Annotated in this window: 10 protein-coding genes; 5 read left to right on the forward strand and 5 right to left on the reverse strand. The window is 57.6% G+C overall.

Features of this window, described 5'->3' with window-relative positions:
- The first annotated feature begins 100 nt into the window (after nt 1-100).
- The 3 genes from HEP89_RS23630 (at nt 101) to HEP89_RS23640 (ending at nt 11,001) form a co-directional block, all read left to right on the forward strand.
- Entirely contained in the window at nt 101-1,639 is a 1,539-nt protein-coding gene (locus tag HEP89_RS23630; RefSeq protein WP_022999432.1) for a trimethylamine methyltransferase family protein, read from the forward strand.
- A gap of 369 nt (nt 1,640-2,008) precedes the next feature.
- Nucleotides 2,009-9,616 carry a type I polyketide synthase gene (locus HEP89_RS23635; RefSeq protein WP_208997727.1) on the forward strand — a complete coding sequence of 2,536 codons (7,608 nt, stop codon included), beginning with the start codon at nt 2,009-2,011 and terminating at the stop codon, nt 9,614-9,616.
- Between the two features lie 26 nt (nt 9,617-9,642).
- Nucleotides 9,643-11,001, forward strand: a complete 1,359-nt coding sequence (locus HEP89_RS23640) for an aminotransferase class I/II-fold pyridoxal phosphate-dependent enzyme (protein WP_168693197.1) — start codon at nt 9,643-9,645, stop codon at nt 10,999-11,001.
- 70 nt (nt 11,002-11,071) lie between these two features.
- On the opposite strand, the gene HEP89_RS23645 is transcribed toward HEP89_RS23640, so the two are convergent.
- From HEP89_RS23645 to HEP89_RS23665, 5 genes are all read right to left on the reverse strand, one after another.
- Entirely contained in the window at nt 11,072-11,881 is an 810-nt protein-coding gene (locus HEP89_RS23645; protein WP_077293022.1) for an SDR family NAD(P)-dependent oxidoreductase, read from the reverse strand.
- Nucleotides 11,882-11,901: 20 nt separating this feature from the next.
- Nucleotides 11,902-13,347: a capsular biosynthesis protein gene (locus tag HEP89_RS23650; RefSeq protein ID WP_167579609.1), complete on the reverse strand. Its 1,446-nt coding sequence runs from the start codon at nt 13,345-13,347 to the stop codon at nt 11,902-11,904.
- A gap of 290 nt (nt 13,348-13,637) precedes the next feature.
- Nucleotides 13,638-14,960 (reverse strand): capsular biosynthesis protein, encoded by a 1,323-nt coding sequence (locus HEP89_RS23655; protein WP_077293024.1) that lies wholly within the window; start codon nt 14,958-14,960, stop codon nt 13,638-13,640.
- On the reverse strand, nt 14,944-16,293 hold the full coding sequence (locus tag HEP89_RS23660; protein WP_208993338.1) for a capsular biosynthesis protein: 1,350 nt from the start codon (nt 16,291-16,293) through the stop codon (nt 14,944-14,946). Before HEP89_RS23660 ends, HEP89_RS23655 begins: the two co-directional genes overlap by 17 nt.
- A gap of 73 nt (nt 16,294-16,366) precedes the next feature.
- Nucleotides 16,367-17,494, reverse strand: a complete 1,128-nt coding sequence (locus HEP89_RS23665) for a polysaccharide biosynthesis/export family protein (RefSeq protein ID WP_167579610.1) — start codon at nt 17,492-17,494, stop codon at nt 16,367-16,369.
- A gap of 321 nt (nt 17,495-17,815) precedes the next feature.
- Between HEP89_RS23665 and HEP89_RS23670 the strand changes: the two genes are divergently transcribed.
- Both HEP89_RS23670 and folD read left to right on the forward strand, forming a co-directional pair.
- Nucleotides 17,816-18,916 (forward strand): AGE family epimerase/isomerase, encoded by a 1,101-nt coding sequence (locus HEP89_RS23670; RefSeq protein WP_228148043.1) that lies wholly within the window; start codon nt 17,816-17,818, stop codon nt 18,914-18,916.
- 136 nt (nt 18,917-19,052) lie between these two features.
- Nucleotides 19,053-19,964 carry a bifunctional methylenetetrahydrofolate dehydrogenase/methenyltetrahydrofolate cyclohydrolase FolD gene (gene folD / locus HEP89_RS23675; protein ID WP_077293026.1) on the forward strand — a complete coding sequence of 304 codons (912 nt, stop codon included), beginning with the start codon at nt 19,053-19,055 and terminating at the stop codon, nt 19,962-19,964.
- The last annotated feature ends 103 nt before the right edge of the window (nt 19,965-20,067 follow it).

Here is a 20,067-nt window from a genome sequence, read left to right on the forward strand (position 1 = left end):
GCCATGACGCTTTTACGGTATTGTGCGACGGTTATGGAGCCGGGTTGTCAGGGCTCCTGATAAAGACTACGCGCAACCAAAATCATCTTGGGAGCATAAGATGTCAGACGCCGCCCCATCTGGCCGTCGAGGAAGAAGCGCCCGCCGCGAGCGCCGGCAAGCCGGACCTGCCGGCCTGGCCATTCCCTACATTTCGCGCAACATTCCGAACTTCGACATTTTGAGCGATGAAGGCGCGGAACGGATCGAAGCCAATACCGACCGCATTCTCGCTGAAATCGGCCTTGAATTCCGTGACGACCCCGAAGTTATCGGTATCTGGAAAGAAGCCGGTGCGGAAGTCGACGGCGAACGTGTCCGCTTTCCAAAGGGCATGCTTCAGGAGCTGGTAAAGACGGCCCCTTCCCAATTTACCCAGCATGCCCGCAACCCTGCGCGCAACGTTGAAATCGGCGGCAACAATCTTGTCTTTGCTCCGGTCTACGGCCCCCCTTTCGTCACCGATCTCGACAAGGGCCGGCGGTACGGCACGATCGAGGACTTCCGCAACTTCGTGAAGCTTGCCTACATGTCGCCGTGGATGCATCATTCCGGCGGCACCGTCTGTGAGCCTGTCGACCTTCCGGTCAACAAGCGGCACTTCGATATGGTCTATTCCCATATCAAATATTCCGACAAGCCGTTCATGGGGTCGGTCACCGCACCGGAACGCGCCGAAGATTCCGTGAAGATGGCGCAGATCACCTTCGGTGAGGACTTCGTCGATCAGAACTGCGTCATGATCCAGCTGATCAACGCCAATTCGCCTCTGGTTTTCGACGCCACCATGCTTGGTGCTCTCAAGGTTTATGCCAAGCACAATCAGGCTTGTATCGTTTCGCCGTTTATCCTGGCAGGCGCCATGAGCCCGGTAACCGTTGCCGGTACGCTGTCGCAAGTGCTGGCAGAGGCTCTGGCCGGCTGTGCCCTGACCCAGTTGATTCGTCCCGGTGCTCCGGTCGTTTTCGGTGCCTTCGTCAGTTCGATCTCCATGCAATCCGGCGCCCCGACTTTCGGCAGCCCGGAAGGCTCCCTACTTCTCAACGGGGCAGCAAAACTCGCCCGCAGGCTCAACCTGCCGTTCCGTTCAGGTGGCTCGTTCACCGCATCCAAGAGCCCGGATGCGCAATCTGCGCAGGAATCCGCGCAGACCATTCTGGCCACCTTGCAATCAGGTGTGAATTTCTGCCTTCACGCAGCCGGCTGGCTGGAAGGCGGATTGTGCTCTTCCTACGAAAAGTTCGTCATGGATGCCGACCAGCTCGGCATGATGCATGTACTTGCCAAGGGCATCGAAATCTCTGATGAAACTCTGGCGATGGACGCGCTTCAAGAAGTCGGTCCCGGTGGCCATTTCCTCGGCGCGGCGCACACGCAGCGCAATTTCGAGAGCGCTTTCTTCAGGTCCTCGATCGCCGACAATAACTCCTACGAGCAATGGCTCGCAGACGGGCAACTGGATGCCGCACAACGTGCCAATGCCCGCTGGAAGGAACAATTGGCGGGTTACACGGGCCCCGAACTTGACCCGGGCATCGACGAGGCGCTGCTGGCTTTCATGACCGAACGCAAGGCGTCTTTCCCGGACAGCAACGTCTGATCCGCAGCCGAACACCAAAAAACGCCCCGCCCTCGTGCGGGGCGTTTGTTTTTCAAGAGATTTTCAAAATCTGTTCTTGCAACGCATCGACGCTTCTTAACAACACTCAGAAGAAATACGATTTTTTATGTATCTAGCCTTTTCCAGCATTTCTCCATGGGATAAAGGTTGCCAAACCCTGCGTTTGCAAGGTAGCTGGAAACGCTGTTTGGCATGGGATAAGCTTACGCATGGCAGCACTGGGACTGGGTCGCGCCGGTCTGCGATTTATCTCGAGGGAGCATGCGGAAATGACTGTTTATAAACTGTAAGTTTTCTTATGAAAATCAATAGCTTGACTGTACCCAACTAATAAAAACAGGTTGTTCTGTGGCGTCGCTTACATCAAATATCGATATTCTTGGTTATTCTACCCGCCTTCCCGGCGCCAACGATTCTGCCGAATTCTGGTCATTGCTGAAAAACGGCGAATGCGCCGTTACGTCTGTCTCCAAAGACCGCTGGCCGCTGGCCCGCTTCGGACACCCGGTCCAAAGCACGTCTGGAAAGACCTACACCTGGGCTGCCGGGCAGCTGGATGATGTGTGGGGATTTGACCCCTCTTTTTTTGGTGTCTCTCCGCGTGAAGCCGTGCAGATGGATCCGCAGCAACGGCTGCTGCTGCAACTGGTCTGGGAAGCTCTGGAACACGCCAATATCCGCCCCAGTGACCTGGCCGGCTCGAACACCGGCGTTTATGTAGGTGCGTCGTCTCTCGATTACCACCATCGCTTCCTGGTCGATCCGGCCATGGCCGACATGCAGTTCATGACCGGCAACACGCTGTCGATCGTTTCCAACCGCATTTCCTACATTTACGACCTCAGAGGCCCGAGCTTCACGGTCGACACCGCCTGCTCCTCTTCCATCGTCGCATTGCACGAAGCGGTTTCCGCCATCGAGTCCGGCCAGATCGATACCGCGATCGTCTGCGGCGTCAGCCTTCTGCTCAGCCCGTTTGCCTTTGTCGGCTTCTCCCGCGCCACAATGCTGTCGCCAACAGGCCTCTGCCAGGCATTCGACGCCAATGGCGATGGGTACGTGCGCTCCGAAGGCGGCGCAGTAGTCGTTCTGCGTGCTGCGCGTGCTGGCATTCCGGAAGGTGCAAAGAGCCACGGCAAGCTGCTTGCAACCGGCATCAATGCCGACGGTCGCACTGTCGGCCTGTCGCTTCCGTCCCCGTATGCGCAAGCAGACCTCTTACGTGAAATTTACGAAGGCCTGGAAATCAACCCGACGGATCTTGCCTTCGTCGAGGCCCACGGCACCGGAACGCGCGTTGGTGACCCTGCAGAAGCGGATGCGCTTGGCAAGGTTATTGGCCAGAAACGCGACAAGGCGCTGCCCATCGGATCCGTCAAGACCAACGTCGGTCACCTTGAGCCTGTTTCCGGTCTGGTCGGACTTCTGAAATCCGTAATGGCGCTGCGAGAAGACCTCCTGCCGCAGTCGCTGCACTTCAGAAATCCGAACCCGGATATTCCGTTTGACGAGCTGAACCTCAAGGTTGCCGGTGAAGCCGTTTCCCTGGAGCGCAATGGCACCCGCAGACTTGCAGGGGTCAATTCCTTCGGTTTCGGTGGCACGAACGCTCACGCCGTCATAGGCGATCCCGATCCTGAAACCGCCGAAGCTTCGACAGCACCGGTTGACGCACCGCTGGTCATCAGTGCCCGTTCCAAGGAAGCCCTGCAGCAACTTGCCGGCAAGTTCGCCGAACGTCTCGACAACGAGGCGGATGAAACAGCCGGTAATGTGATTGCCTCAAGTGCCCACGGCCGCGATCTGCTTTCAGAGCGTCTTGTTGTTCTCGGCAAGACCAAGGCGGAAAAACTCGACGCACTGCGTTCATTCGCAGAAAGCGGCGATGAAAACGCAGATGTCGTTTCTGGCAGCGTCATCAAGTCGAACGCGAAGGTCGGGTTTGTCTTTTCCGGAAACGGGTCTCAATGGGCGGGTATGGGCCAGGAAGCTTATCAGGCCGACACGCCATTCCGGACCGCATTTGACAAGGTCGACAAGATCTTCATGGGTTTGAGCGGTTGGTCGCTCGTCACAACGCTTTTTGCAGAAGACCTTGAAGCCGATCTTGAGCGCTCCGAAATCGCGCAGCCGCTTCTGTTTGCAATTCAGGTCGGCATTGTGGAATCACTGCGCCAACGCGGCATTACTGCTGCCGGGACCGCAGGTCATTCGGTCGGTGAAGTTGCCGCAGCCTGGTGTGCAGGCGCCCTGAACCTCGAACAAGCAGTCCGCGTCATTCGCGCCCGTTCCAGTGAACAGGAAGTCGTCAGGGATCTCGGGTCCATGGCTGCCTTGCTTCTGCCGGCAGATCAGGCAGTTGCCGCCATCGCGGAAAGCGGACTGCCGAGACTTGAACTCGCTGCCGACAACAGCCCGCGAAGCGTCACAATTTCCGGAGACAGCGAAAGCCTGGATGCTTTTGCGAAGTTTGCCCGCAAGAAAAAGTGGGCCATGCGGCGCCTGAACCTGGCGTATCCATTCCACAGCGCTCTGGTTGACCCGATCGAAAAGCCTCTGCTTGCTGCATTGGATGGTCTTTCGCCCACAGACGTGTCGCTTCCATTCTATTCGACGGTTACGCCGGATGAACGCGATGTCCGCGTCGATGCAGAATACTGGTGGCACAACGTTCGTCAGCCAGTCCGGTTTGCCGCCGCCATGGAAAACATGGCAGCAGATGATTTCTCTGTCCTGATCGAAATCGGTCCCAAGCCTGTTCTCGGCACCTATGTGAACGACGTCCTGCGGGCCAAAGGCAAGAAGGCCAAGGTTCTTGAAACGCTCAAGGAACCTTCCAAGAAAGCAGCTGCCGCAGCAGGCAATCCGCTTGACAGGATCGCCGCATCCGTTGTGGCACATGGCGGCCAGACCGACCTGATCCGGTTTGTCGGCGAACGCCCAGGGCATCTGGTTCCGCTCCCATCCTACCCCTGGCAGAACTCCGAGTATCGCCCGGAAAACAGCCCTGAACGCGTCGATTTCATGTTCGGTCAGACCTGGCCGCTGCTGGGATACCGTCTGCGTCAGGACACTGCGGAGTGGTTCAACCACATCGACAGCGGTTCCCTGCCCTTCCTGCAGGATCACAAGGTTGAGGAAAGCATCGTCTATCCGGCCGCGGGCTATATCGAGATGAGCCTGCGCGCAGCGCTCCGGTGGAGCCGGAGCGACCAGATCGAATTGCGCGACTTCGACATTCTTCGTCCGTTGGTAATCGAAGGCGATGAAGTCTGGGAAACCCAGGTCCGTATCTCGCCTGACGATCATGTGGTTGAGATCCTGTCGCGACCGCGCCTGTCCGACAACGACTGGTCCTTGAATGCCCGGGGAACATTCCTGACGCCTTCAACGACTTCCAGGACCCCATGGGCGAAACCCGGCGACAGCGTTCTGTCGGAACTCGATCACGAAACGCTTTACACGGTCACCAAGAGCTTTGGCCTGAATTACGGTCCAGCTTTCCGCCGTGCCGATAAAGTGGTCAAGCACTCGAATACCAGCGCGACCGTTATGCTGTTGCCGCAGGACGAGAGCCTCGCAGATTACTCGTTCTCGCTCTGCCCGACTTTGGTGGATGCCGGTTTCCATGGCCTGTTTGCGCTCCTGGATGGTGTCGAGGACGTTCCGCAAAACACATCCTTCCTGCCGATCCGACTTGGCACCTTGCGTCTTCTGGCACCGGAAACCCTGCCGGCTTCCGTGCGTATCGAAGTCACAAAGGCGTCTCCGCGCTCGATCGAAGCAAGCTTCGAGTTCCTGGATGCCGAAGGCCTGACGATCGCCCGCTTGACCAAGACCCGGTTCAAGGCGGTTACCCTTGGACAGGACACACGTCCCGACGATCTGGTCTACCGCCAGATTGCGACGCTTCTTCCTGCGCAGGACCGTATCTCGCCGCTTCAGGAAACCTTCGAAGGCTTGCCTTCATTGGCAGGCAATCTGGACCTTTTGGGCGCCGACGACCAGGAACTCGACGACAGCCGTGTTCTGATCGAAGCGCTGGGTCGCACGATTGCGCACAAGACTCTTTTCGATCTTTTCGCAGATCGGAAAATTGAACTGGCGTCGCTTGTCGCGACCGGCGATCTGCATGAAACGGCAGTGCCGCTTGCAGCAAGTCTCTTTGGCTGGCTGGCCGAGAGCGGGCTGTGCACGGAAAGTGACGAAGGTTTTGAACTCACGGACCCGTCTGGCAATCCAGATGCATCGGCGCTTCTGCAAGCCCTGACCGATGGCGGCGGCGAACATATCGCCGAAGCAGCATTGTTGGCGCGACTTTGGACGGGTTTGTCCGATATCCTGAAGTTCGGCCTTCAGGAAGCTTCCGGCAAGGAATATTCTTCCAGCCTGTTCGACGCCTACCGCTCCTCCTCTCCTGGCAAGCGGGCCCTGTCGTCGGCCCTGCAGTCTGGTGTGCAAAGCCTGATTTCCAGCTGGCCAAGTGACCAGGCACTAAGGGTCCTTCTGGTTGGGGCAAACGGTGGCCTCGCTGCGGCGATCGATGCTGCGCTTGATCCCACCTACATGGCGCTGACCGTAACAGATGCAACGTCCTCCGCAGTTGGCAGGGGCGAGCGTCTGTGGCAGGGCAGTTCGGCGACCGAGTTTGTTGAACCAGGCGAAGTATCCTTTACCTTCGACCGGCATTTCGACATCGTGCTGTTCGATACGTCTCTTGCGGAAATCGATGCAGACACGCTGAAGCGGTTTACGAAATCCATGGTTCCAGGCGGGCTGGTGCTTGGCGCAGAACCGCTGCCTCATCCGCTCACCGACCTAATCATGGGCGTCGGCTCGTCCTGGTGGGACGAAGGCGCAACTGCCGAGTTCCCGATTTCCAGGCAACAGGCAGACTGGACCAAGACGCTGGAAGCTGCCGGTTTGGCCGAGGTCCAGACAGTACCGCTGAAGAGCACTTTGATTGAAGCCGATCTCCTGTGCGCGCGTGCGGGTGATCGCGCTGAAGAAGCATCGGACACCGACGAAGAAGCACCGGAAACTGAAGTCGAGAAGAAAAAATATCTTCTCCTGACCAGCTCCGAGGGCGCGTCTCACCGCCTCGCCGAAGGTCTGAAGGCTTGCCTGACCCGAAAAGGGCACACAGCCACCCTTCTTGTTCCGGGTGAAGTTACCGAACAGCTCGGCGACGACATCTGGAGTGTTGCGCTTGGCGACAAAGTTGAGGCCCAGGTGGCCGACGAAGCGCTCAACGCGCTTGTTGCCGCACATAACGGCCGGGTCGTTCATTTGCTCGGCGCCTATGCTGCCCCGGCCGACGCTCTCGCATCTGTTGATAGTCGTGCCTTCAGCCTGATGACACTTCTCAAGGCGTTGGGACCAAACGGCGGCGAATTCACGGTTCTGGCACCAGCCGGCGCGCAGGATATAGCCGGTGGCAAGCCAGCCGCTCCCGAGCAAGCCGGGATCTGGGCGTTTGGCCGTGTGGTCATGAACGAATACCCGGACGCGAACCTGAAGCTGATCGACGTCTCACCGGATCTGGAGCCAGGGATAGCTGCTGCACGTGTGGCCGACGAAATCCTGGTAGCCAATTGCGAGCGGGAAATCGTTCTCGACAGCAAAACCCGTTCCGGTATCCGCCTTGTAAAAGGTGGCGTCCTATCAAGCGTCACGTTGCCGGAAGGCGCCAAACCCGCCATGCGGCTGGATATCCTGCGCCAAGGCTCCCTGGACCAGCTCTCCTGGCACGCAGTTGAGCGCAAGCCGCTTGAAGGCAAGGACGTGGAAATCGCCGTTGAAGCCAGCGGTCTCAATTTCCGCGATGTGATGTGGGCACTTGGCCTGTTGCCGGAAGAAGCTCTCGAAGATGGCTTTGCCGGACCGACACTCGGCATGGAGTGCTGTGGTCATGTTGTGGGCTGTGGTCCGGACGTGACCCGCTTCCGACCGGGTGACAAGGTCATCACCTTCGCCCCGGCCTGCTTTGCATCTCATGTCACGGTCGACGAAAGTGGCTGTGCGCCGATGCCGAGCACAGTTTCCGCGGAAGAAGCTGCAACGATCCCGGTCACCTTCCTCACTGCCTATTATGCCCTTGTGCATCTGGCTGCTCTCTCTGAAGGGGAAACGGTCCTGATCCACGGAGGCGCCGGTGGCGTCGGCCTGGCCGCCTTGCAGATTGCCAAGTGGCGTGGTGCGAAAATCATTGCGACTGCAGGGTCCGAAGACAAGCGCAACACCCTGAAGCTGCTCGGGGCAGATGTTGTTCTGGACTCCAGAAGTCTGGCTTTCGTTGACGCCGTCATGGAAGAAACTGCCGGCGAAGGCGTCGATGTTGTTCTCAACTCGCTGTTCGGCGAAGCCATGGAACGCAGCATTGAGGTTCTGAAACCGTTCGGCCGCTTCCTGGAACTGGGCAAACGCGACTACTACGGCAACACCCGGATCGGCCTGCGTCCGTTCCGTCAGAACCTGACCTACTTCGGCATCGATGCCGACCAGCTTCTGACCCGTCAGCCAAAGCTGGCCGTCGACCTGTTCGTCAAACTTGTCGAGCTATTCGAAGCGGGCACGCTACGTCCCTTGCCGCATCGCCTGTTCGAAGCCGCAGATGTGGTCGACGCCTTCCGGCTGATGCAGCAGGCGGGCCATATCGGCAAGATCGTGATCCGCCCGCCCGCGGTTCCCGAAAACGTGCCGACCAAGCGCGAGATCTCGTTTGACGGTGAGGCTGTTTACGTCGTTGCCGGTGGCTTCGGCGGCTTCGGTGCAGCATTGCTCCACCGCCTTGCCGATCACGGTGCCAAGTCGCTTGCGGTTCTCAGCCGCCGGGGCGCTTCAAGTGAAGACGCCCAGGAGGTTCTCGCGCAACTGACCAAGCGCGGCATCTCGATCAAGGGTTATGCCTGCGACATCACCAACGAAGCAGCAGTCAAGAAAGCGCTTGCAGAGATCCGGTCTGAAGGACATCAGATCAAGGGCGTGTTCCACACGGCGATGGTGCTGAATGACGTGCTGATCGCCAACATGGATCATGACGGTCTGACAAAAGTGCTGGCGCCCAAGGTCCGCGGCGCGGAACTGCTGGACAAACTGACATCCGACGATCCGCTCGATCATTTCGTGTTGTATTCGTCCGCCACGACCATTGTCGGCAACCCTGGTCAGGCCAACTACGTCGCCGCCAACGGCTACCTGGAAGGCCTTGCACGCAAACGCAGGGCCGAAGGCTGGCCGGGCCTTGCTGTCGCCTGGGGTGCAATCTCCGACGCCGGGTATCTGGCCCGCAACGAAGATGTCAACGAGATGCTGTCCCGCAAGCTCGGACGCCATGCCCTGACTGCCAAGGAAGCGCTCGACGGGCTCATGGCCCTTATGGTGCAGCCTTCGCAGGACGACGTTGGCCTTGCGGCGCTTGGATATGCGCGTATCGACTGGCAGGCGGCACGCAAGGATCTGGCACTGGTCGGCACACCTCTGGTCGGTCTGCTTGGCCTTGGTGACGAGGACGAAACCGGTGCGGACGGAGCGATCGACCTTGCAGCCATGCTGGAAGGCATGGATCAGGTCACTGCCGCACAGACTGTTGCCAAGCTTCTGGCTGCCGAAATCGGCAAGATCCTGCGGATTGCACCTGAAGAGATCGATCCGCACAAGCCGCTGTCGGACATCGGCATGGATTCCCTGATGGCTCTCGAGCTGCGCATGAGTGCGGAACGGCAGCTGGGGATCGACATTCCATTGATGTCTCTCGCAAACGGAGCGACGTTGATCGACCTGTCCAGCCGTGTTGCAAACCGGGTTCTGGGCGAAGAAAATGCCTCCGGAATTTCGGATGAAACGCAGCAGCTCGCCAGCTTGCATGTGGATGACCAGCGTCAGGAAACGGAAGATCTTTCCGACATTGCTGCCGAAGTTGAGAACAAGAGCCGCGAACTTGGTTCCTTCCTGTAAGCGGCATCATAAAAGGATTGACTGGTATGGGCGCTGATGATCGCGCCAAGCTGATGGACAGCTTGAAAGCCAACCGCCGTTCTGCGCGTGGACGGGCGACGTCTTCGTCGGCGCGTCCACAAGCGGCAGCCCCGATGCGCAAGGTCTATGACTTCAAGGAGCTGCCGCAGGTCAAGCAATTGCAGATGCACAGAGCTGCGGCAGACATGATGGGGATCGAAAATCCGTTTTTCCGGCCTCACGACGGGCTGGCAGCGGGTACAAGCGTCATCAACGGCAGCAACTACGACAATTTTGCTTCTTACAACTACCTCGGCCTGAACGGGCACACCAAGGTCAACGAAGCCGCAAAGGCCTATGTCGACAAATTCGGCACGAGCGTTTCCGCAAGCCGTATTGTTGCCGGCGAGCGCCCTTTCCACGCAGAACTGGAAGCAGCGCTGGCGAGGATCCACGGTGTGGAATCGTCGATCGTCATGGTGTCCGGTCATGCCACCAACGTCACGACGATCGGACATTTGGTCCACAAGGGTGATCTGGTCCTGACAGACTCTTTCGTGCACAACTCGATTGCCGAAGGTGTTCGCCTGTCCGGCGCGACCCGCATGAACTTCCCTCATGATGATCTTGATGCTCTGGAAAAGATGCTCGCAGATCATCGACACAAGTTCGACAAGGTGCTTGTTGTTGTGGAAGGTCTCTATTCGATGGATGGAGATTTCCCGGACCTGAAGCGGGTCGTGAAGCTCAAACAGGCTTATGACGCCTGGCTGATGGTCGACGAAGCACATTCCATCGGTGTCCTCGGCAAGACCGGCAAGGGCATCGCCGAGCATTTCGGAATAGACCCGACTGAAGTCGAGATCTGGATGGGGACGCTGTCCAAGACCTTCTCATCCTGCGGTGGCTATATCGCCGGATCCAAGGTCCTGTGCGACTACCTCAAAGTGTCTGCGCCGGGTTTCGTGTTTTCCGTTGGACTTTCCGCCGCGCTCGCAGGCGCTGCCATTGCGTCTGCCGAACTGCTCGAGCAGGAACCTGAGCGAGTCGCAAAGCTTCAGAAGAACGGAGCACTCTTTCTGGAGCTCGCGAAGGAAGCCGGACTGAACACTGGCCCCAGTGCCGGCTACGCGGTGGTTCCGGTCATTGTCGGCGATTCTGCAAGTGCCGCAACACTTTCCAATCGTTTGCTCGCAAAGGGAATCAATGCCCTGCCGATCATTTTCCCGGCCGTGCCTGAAAAATCAGCGCGCATTCGGTTCTTCATTACGAGCGAACATACCGAAGACCAGATTCGGCGTGCTGTAGAGACAACGGCTTCCGAACTCGACGCCATGCGCGCGGACGGAACTGCCGTCGACAGGCTTATCAAGGCTACGCGCTAACAGATTTGGGCACTATGCCTCCCGCAATTGCCGGACACGGATATGCTGTCGTGTCCGGATCAGCGGAAGCCTACCTGTCAGAGTTCTCTCGATAACGCGGATCCTGATCAATCGTCACATCAAAACCGCCCATGAAGAGATCGCCGATTTTCGTCGGCAACAGATTTTGAAGGCGAATACCCCAGGCCAGCAAAAACGGAAACGCATAGAACGGCTTGCGACGGTCGATGGCCCGTCGCATCAATGTGGCTGCTTTTGAAGCCGGCATTTCGAATGGTTTGGCACCGTTGTGGCGCGCAGACATCGGTGAAGTGATGAACCCCGGACAGATGATCGTCACGGATATGCCGAAGGGCTTCAACCAACCGCGAAGGGAATGCCCGTAGGCAATGAGTGCCGCCTTCGTGGCGCTGTAGCTCGGCATATCCGGCAAGGCACGCATTCCGGCCAGAGACGAGATAAGCACCAGTTGCCCCTGCCGGCGTTTTTGCATGTTGTCGACGAGGCCTGTGAGAGTGTTGACCACGCCTCGATAATTCACATCGATCTGCCGATCGCTGTCGGCATTCGTTTCGCGCGTTCGGTTGGGGCCGAGCCCTGCAGTCACACCAGCATTTGCAATGACCAGATCGACAGGATGCCGTGCATCCAGATCACTGAGGTAGCCATGCAGTGCTTCGCGATCACGAATATCGATGGCGCTGATTTCACCGTCTGCGCCAAGCTCGCGGATTTCCTTCAGCAGAGCTTCCAGACGCGCCTCGTCCCGGGCAATGAGGGCGAAATAGATGCCAGGACCAGCGTATTCACGAGCAAGCGCCTGCCCTATGCCGCCACTGGCACCGGTCAACACGATGACCTTTTGTGTTTCGCCTGCCATTCTTGCCTCTCCCATGAGGGTTAGATTCCAAGTTTTCTGCCTAGCCAGGACGAGTGCCGCTTGATCGCGGTCACCAGAAGGTGCCGCTTGTCTGTCCGCTGCTCCGCTAGCCGCGCAACCAAAAACTCCGGTGAGCATGGCAACAAGGAAACCGGGTCAATTGTGCGGGCATACTTCACGAGAGCCAGATAGACCAGCTCCGGCAAGGTGCGGCTTGTGCCCCTGCCTTCAATCTGGGTCAAATCCTCACAAAGGCCCCAGCCGGCATAAAAGGGCGCTCCGTGGACACACACCTTCTTGCCCCGCAGCAAAGCTTCGAACCCCGATAACGAAGAAAAAGTCTCGACACAATCGACTGCCTCTATGAGGTCGATGATATTCGCATCTTCGGCAATTTCATCGGCGTATTCCAGCGCGGTTTCACGGGGTACCTTGCCTTTGCGCAAACCGGTCTCAACATCGGGATGTGGCTTGAAAACCAGAAACGCCTCGGGATGACGGGCACGGGCGAGGCGAAGCAGATCGAGATTCACGTTCGGTGTGTTGGCGCAATCGATTGTCGCAGATCTGGATTTTCTGATTGCCGCATCGTCCGCAACCTGCCCCGGTACAAGGATCTTATCCTTGTTGGCCGGATAGGCAAATGAACGCGTCTTGCCGAAATTGTATTTGGAGACCCTGGCGCGAATGATCAGGTCGATCAAAGCTTCGCCCCGGTTCCGTTCTTCCGGTGAAAGCACGTACTCTTTCAGTAGCACCTCAAGCCGGCTGGGCCGAGAGGGGTCGTAGTAGATGCCGAGGTCATCGACCGCAAGCATAGCCCCTCTTGCAAGGCCTGCACCAAGACCGACGGAGCGCAAGAAACCGTCTTCTATGCGCGACAACTGAATCCCGTTTTGTATGCAGATCTGCTCGAACGCGGGATCGGTGCGCCCTGCCCAGGAATATATCCGCCCGCCGTCACTCCGTGCGGCTGAGACAGCGTCCTGTTGGGTTTCGTGAAACGTGACCGCCCCGCCTTTTCCGGAAAAGGTGGCGTTGATCGAAGGATGGTTCCAATACTGCGCGCCGTAACAATGGCCGGGCATGGCGTTGTCCTGCCACTGCTCCTGCATAAGCGAGTGGATCTCCAGCGCATCACCTGGGTGCAGAAGATCGCCTGTATAAGGTGAGAACCATGCAGTCCGGCAAGACAATATCCAGTTCAGCAGATCGTCGGTGGCTATCTGCTCAAGAGCGGCCCTGTTTTTGAGCTCGGTCCAGAACAACGCTCCCTCTTGTCGGACGTCGTCTCCGGCCAAAAGCCTTTGAAGCGAAAGACCTTCGGCTCCAGCAACCGCAGTTTCGCCCGCCGCGGAACAGGAGAGCGACTGCTCACGCCAGGTGCCTGCAAAATCGCAAACCGACGCAATATTCCGACCATGTGTGACGAACTGCCGGATTAACGTGTCACAGGCGACGCTCATCAAAGACCGTTCTTTCAGCTCAGTGCGGCTCACTGGCAAAAGAATTAAGCTGGAGGGCAGCCGCCGGGCTTGTGCAGGGGTCGGTCCTTCCAGGACCAGAAGAAGGCTACCTGTGACAGGCTTCATTCCGCTGAACGTATTAGCGTTTTTCAGCCAAACTGCCTGATAGGGATTGGTATCTGAACTCTCAAGGATCCCGCCCTCGTGAGCCGCCTGAAGCCGGGCTTCCAAAGGCCGAAGCTCCGGGTCGACAATCTTCAACGCCGATTTATGCCCCTTCAGCCAACCGATCACAACGGCACTCCGAGCGCACGTGCCCTGGCGAGCCTGGGAGGAGGATCGACATAGGCTCCGAAGGCGTTCAAGTCTCTATTGGCAATCTTTTCGGCAATGTTTTTCGCCGCAACTGCGACGCCTTCCGAATTGTGGATCGACCCTCTCACCTGCGTTGAAGCTGCCAGCGCTTGAACGTAAGTGAGGAGAAGGTCACGATCCGGCTGATCTGGATTATTCCAGAAACTCGCCAGATCACCCTGGTGGGTCAGGCCGGCAATATCGTAGTGGGCCGGCACCAGCGTCTTCACCGGCACGCCAGCTTGCAAGGCTTCCAGCCCGGCAGTGGAATTCAGCGTCACGACCCCGAGCGCCTGCTCGAACGGCTTTGCAAGGCCGCCGCCATCGAGAAAATGCACCCTGTGCTGCAAGCCGAAGCGGTCTGCAAGTTGATTGGCAACACCCGGCCAGTCTTCGAAGCCGACATCGAGAGGGTGGCTCTTCAGAACCAGATGAACGTCGTCATCTGCCACTTCGGTCAAGGAGCGAAAAACGACTTCCAGAACCTCTTCAAAACTGTGGAACGGAGAATGTCTGCGTAACTGGAAATCTCCCTCCAGCTGCAACGGCAGCACGTAATAGCGAACCGCCTTCTCCTGCAATTCCGCAAGCTGGTGTTCTGCTGCCCTGTTCCTCCGCTTTTCCGTCAACAGCCTGACTGCTCCGCGCAGATATTCCGCGACCGGGGAATAGATCGTGTGCCGCTGATAGGCTGGATAGAGCGGCTTCAGGAAGACATTCGTCAGGTTATAAACCACGTCAGGCGCTGTCTGGAGCCAGAAGCTGGAGGGATAACGCGGGGAGAGATCCATCGGCCCTGCTGTCTCGGCTATGCGCCTTATCGCAGCCGGTTCGGAAGGAAAGTGACTGAGCGTGGACAAACCGGTTCGCTCCAGCGTCATCCAGCCGGGCCGCAATGCCCCAAGTTCTGTCACGGCAACATAAACGCCTAACTGGACTGCCTTTTCGATAGCAAGGCGATGGTAAAGGCGCTGATCCCCATGAAGAACGAGATCTGTAATCTCGTGTTTGCGCAGATAGTCTTCTATGTAAGCCGGCCATTCGGATGGCTGCCCCTTGAAACTGACACAACCCTTTCCGTGCCAATGTAGCCAGTCACCAGCGCAGAAATTGATCCGGTGAACATCAAACCCGAGGGCTTTGAGGCAATCACCCGTTTGCTTGTAGAGCGGAGATAACGGTCCCTGCAGAAATAAGACCCGTCTTACGACGTTTGGGCGAGTTTCCGTTGCCACAGACGGCTCAACCGCGCCAGACATGTGTCCACCGTTCAGTTTTGCCGCGCCGTTCCAGTTGTTCGGAGAAGGTCGTCGCGATCCCTCTCGCCTGAGCCTTTTGCAAACGAGGCGGCATTTCACAGAAGGCTTGCGGCAAATTAACCGTGTCCGCAATCATCCGTTCCGCCATCATGTCGGCAGCCGCCTCTCTGCCTTCCTTGGTGTAGAAACATCCCTTGACCTGAATGGACGCGGCAAGCAACCGCTCAAGCGCATCCAGCAGATCCTGATCGGGCATCGTCGGGTTGCGCCAGAAATCATCAAGAGGATTCTGGCACGTCAGCCCTGCGATATCATAAAGTGCGATGCCGAGAACCTTCGTGGGGCAATTCGCCCTGAGGGCATGAAGACCGGTGGTGCTGTTGATCGTCAAGGAGCCTGCTGCGTGTTCCAGTAGCCGGTTCAGGTTGCCACCATCCACCAGAACCACACGCTTCTTGACCCGGTATTTCTTGGCGAGCGTCCGCAGGATTCGCCCCCAAGGCTCCATGCCATTGTCCAGAGGGTGGACCTTGAAGACAAGGCGCGCCGCGGCAGGTGCGTTTTCTGCAAACGACTTGATAACCTCCTCCGCAGCATCCGCAATATGGTCATACTGGGAGTTATAGCGCAGCTGATAGTCGCTCTGAAGCTGAAGAGGAAAGACGTAGTATGGCAGGCCAGTCGCAATAATGTCGTCAATCACGTGGTGGGCGTGCCTGTTGCGGCTTTTGGCGAGCGAGAATCGCGGAATATTGCTCAGGTAGTCGATCAGCGGATGATAGAGCTTGTCACGGACATACCTGGGATATGACAACGCGAAGATCACGTTGGACATATTGTAGGTTACCTCGTTCACCGCTTCGTTGATGAACGGATACTTGTAGAGTGCCTGCCGGTCGATATCCGGAAGGCTGCTACCTACCTTCATGATGAGTTCCGGATCATCCGGAAACCGGGAGTGCGCGGACATTCCGCAATGCTCGAGCGTTATCCAGTCCGGACGCAGATAGCCGTTCTCAAAGGTCAGACACGTTATGCCGAGTTCCGCTCCCACTTCCGCCGCTGCGACATGATAAGGCACACGATCCGCGTAATAGACGATGTGGGTAATCTTCTGGTCGAGACAGTAGGCTCGAAGCCAGTTGGGCCAGTTTCGCAAGGAACCGCGATAGGATGTACATCTGCGGTCGTGCCAACCGATCCAGTCGCCGGCACACAGGTTCACCCGGCGTGTGGACGCCCCTGCTTTTTCAAGGCTGTCGGCAATGGTTCGCGCAAAAACGCCAGGCGGCCCTTGCAGAAACAGCACCACCATTGAACTGACTGAAACCATGCAATCTGCCAACCTACCGGCTTTAACGGCCCACGATGTTTATCTGAGCCGTTAAATCTTCGTACGGCAACTGTTAATCCGTGATGTTACTTACCACAGAGTAGTTGCTGATGAGCGGAGCGATGATTTGCAGGAACTTGCCAAGCTCAGCAGTCGGATGGTTCGAAACGAACAGGATATCCTTGTCCCGCATTTCGAATTTCTGCGACATGAAGAAACCCTTCGGATCGCGAAGGCTCAGCTTGTAGACAAGAGGAACGCTCTGACCCGTCAGCTTGTCCGCAAGAAGAGGCTTGAGCTTTCGCACAAGCGCAGCATCTTCGAAGCGGAACAGGAACACACCGTTTGCATCCGCGCGGTCATCCCGCAAACCACCCACCGTCGCCAGGGCCTCGGCCATCGTGACGGTCTTCGTCCTGAACGGAACGAGCTGGTTTGCCTTGAGGGCACCGAAAGCAGAGAAAGTACGCGGGCGATGCGACAGAAGAATGTTGTCGTTCGGCGCGATCAGAACGTTGTTTTCCGGATAATCGATCAGGTCTTCCAGACGGGTGGTACCGGCGCGGTTGCCGCGCTTCAGCGTAACCACGGTCTCATAGGTCGCGTCGCGCGCGCCACCTGCCTGCGCAACGAGGTCAAGCAGGCGAGTATTTCGCAGCGGCAACGGATAAACGCCGGGCTTGGCGACATCGCCGACGACAACCGCGGTTGAGCTCAGCTTGTCTCTGAGGGAAATCAGAACCTGCGGCTCAACGGCCTTGCCAACGAGTTTCTGCTGCACCGACTGGCGCAAGCCCTCAATGCTGAGGCCTGCCGCCCGTATACGGCCAGCGTACGGCACGAAGATATAGCCGCTCTCGTCAACAACGGATGGAATGTTGCTCGACCCGCCACCGCCACTGCTGAACAGGCCGTCTGGCGACGCTTCCCAGATAGTGACATTCAGCGTGTCGCCAACGCCGAGGAGTGTTGAAGACCCGCCACTCCCCACTCCGTGGAACTGGTTGGCGAAAGCAAGTGGGCGGTAATTCTTGATGGTGTCAATGTTGGACGGCTCGACAACGACGACGGTGTAATCCCCCGTCTGCGCGCTGGTTTCTACATCTTGCGACGAAATATTTATCGCAGCCGGGCCCTCGCCCGGCAGGGCGGAGCATCCAAACAGAACTCCGGCAGCCGCCAATACTGACAAAAAACGCATTAGTACCCAATCCACCCAAATTGCTGCCAAGTCTGGTAACACCCTCTTGCAAGGTTGTCCAAGACGCATCGCAGCTTTCCCCGGGAGAAACCTCCCAGCTGTGACTTTGCTGTAACACTACACCGTCTTTTCCTAGTGAATTGATAAATTTCCAATTTATCGTCTTCTGTTCGGCATGTGAGCGTCGATAATCGAATTCAGCGTCAGAGCTTCCAACATCTGTCTTCGGGGTATCTTATGACCGCCAGCAACCGGCATAACGACATTAAAAACATTAAAATTCTCTCGTCAGAATTAACAATCTGGCTGCGGGATTCGGCCTTGCCGCTCTGGTCAACTGCCGGTATCGACTCGCAAACAAAAACCAGTCTTGACGTTATCGACCTCAAAACTGGTGCCGGCCTTCCGGTCACGCGGCGCGCGCGGGTCGTAAGCAGGCAGATCTATTCCTTTCTGGAAGGCAAGAAGCTCGGGTGGACAGGACCAGCCGAGGAATTAGCAACCGAACTTTATGGCTGGTATACGAGCACGTTCCTGATGCCGGACGGACACTACGCCTCTTGTGTTGACACGAATAACACCGTCACAGACACGAGTTTCGACCTCTACAATCAGTCTTTTTCCCTCTTTGGCTTCGCCAAGCTGGCAGCGGATCTTCCCGCCTGTAAAACCAGCGCAAGCGAACACGCCGACAAGCTGCTGGACCATCTGATGACGGCCTATCGTCATCCGGAAGCAGGATTTCAAGAAGCCTCTCCCGCGAAGAAACCGCTTTGCTCCAATCCGCACATGCACATGTTCGAAGCGTGCCTCGCATGGGAAAAAGTCTCTTCGGATACGGCCTGGGCAGACCTTGCTGATGAAATCGCCGAACTTGCCCTGACGCGTTTCATCGACCCGGTTTCAGGCGGGCTTCGAGAATTCTTCAACAGCGACTGGACCCCGTTTGACGGTGACAAGGGCCGTGTCATGGAGCCCGGTCACCAGTTCGAATGGGCCTGGCTCCTGACAAGATGGGGGCAATCGAGAATGGATGCGGGCGCCCTGATTGCAGCGCGGCGCCTCTATGACATTGCATGGACCTACGGCATAGATGAAAGCCGCGGTGTCGCCTTCATGGCCTTGAACGACGATTTTTCCGTCCGTGACCCCATGGCACGCCTGTGGGGACAGACGGAATGGATCAAGGCCGCCGTCGCTCTGGCAGAAGTTTCAACCGGCGCGGAAAGGGATGCCTACCTGTCGGATATTCCGGAAGCCGTCCAGGCACTGAAGGTCTATTTTGCAGATGTCCCCGCCGGCTTGTGGCGAGACAAGCTTTCTCCCAACGGAACCTTTGTCGATGAACCCGCACCGGCAAGTTCGCTCTATCACATCGTTTGCGCCATCTCGGAACTTCACGATTTCGCAGAATCACTTTGACCGGGCAGTCCGCGTCAAAAAGGCGTGCATGGCGAAACCAGAGCAGTAAAAGACGCATTCGGCCTTTTTCATTTCGATACAGAGCTCTATAGCTTGTCGCCGGTTAAAGAAGACGTGCGACCAATGAGGAGGCCGAATGCCCAAGGCTCAGATCATCGATGGCAAGGCTATCGCGGAAAGTGTCAGGCAAGAAATCACCAACCGGGCAGCCAAGCTGCTGGAAACCAGCGGCAAACGCCCCGGTCTGGCGGTCGTCCTGGTGGGTGAGGATCCTGCCAGCCAGGTCTACGTACGCAACAAGGACAAGGCCGCCGAAGCTTGCGGTTTTCACTCCGTGAAACACACGCTCGCTGCCGACACCAGCGAGGACGCTGTGCTGGCACTTGTCGACCAGCTCAACAACGACCCTGATATTCACGGAATTCTGGTGCAGCTGCCTTTGCCGGGACATATCGACGAGAGCAAGGTGCTGCGCCTCATCCGTCCGGAAAAGGATGTCGACGGTTTCCATCCTGTCAATGTTGGACTGCTGACTGCCGGAGAACGGGACAGTGCGCTGGTGCCCTGCACACCTGCCGGTAGTCTGGTGCTGTTGAAGCGCACACTCGGCGACACGCTCTCGGGTCTCAACGCAGTCGTGGTGGGCCGATCCAACATCGTCGGCAAACCCATGGCGAGCCTTCTGCTTCAGGAAAGCTGCACTGTCACGATCGCTCACAGCCGCACCAGAGACCTGCCGGACGTCGTGCGTTCCGCAGACATCGTCGTCGCGGCGGTCGGTCGGCCGCAGATGATCAAGGGCGATTGGATCAAACCGGGCGCGACCGTTATCGATGTCGGCATCAACCGAATCCCGGCTCCGGACCTGGGTGAAGGCAAGGCTCGCCTGGTTGGCGATGTGAACTTTGCAGAAGCAGCAGAGGTTGCAGGTGCCATAACACCGGTTCCCGGCGGCGTTGGTCCAATGACGATTGCCATGCTGATGGTCAACACCTTGACGGCTGCTCGCCGTCTGCTTGACCTTCCGGAGGAAGAAGCGCTTTTTTGAGTAATAACCGGCCGGCACGAAAGCGCGCGCAAGAATATTTTCGCGCGTTCTTGCGGCACATTCACTAAAGTCTTGTGCCACCTTCTCTCTTGAACTCGTTCCG

Source organism: Labrenzia sp. 5N (assembly GCF_012395805.1).
GTDB classification, from domain to species: Bacteria; Pseudomonadota; Alphaproteobacteria; order Rhizobiales; family Stappiaceae; genus Roseibium; species Roseibium algicola.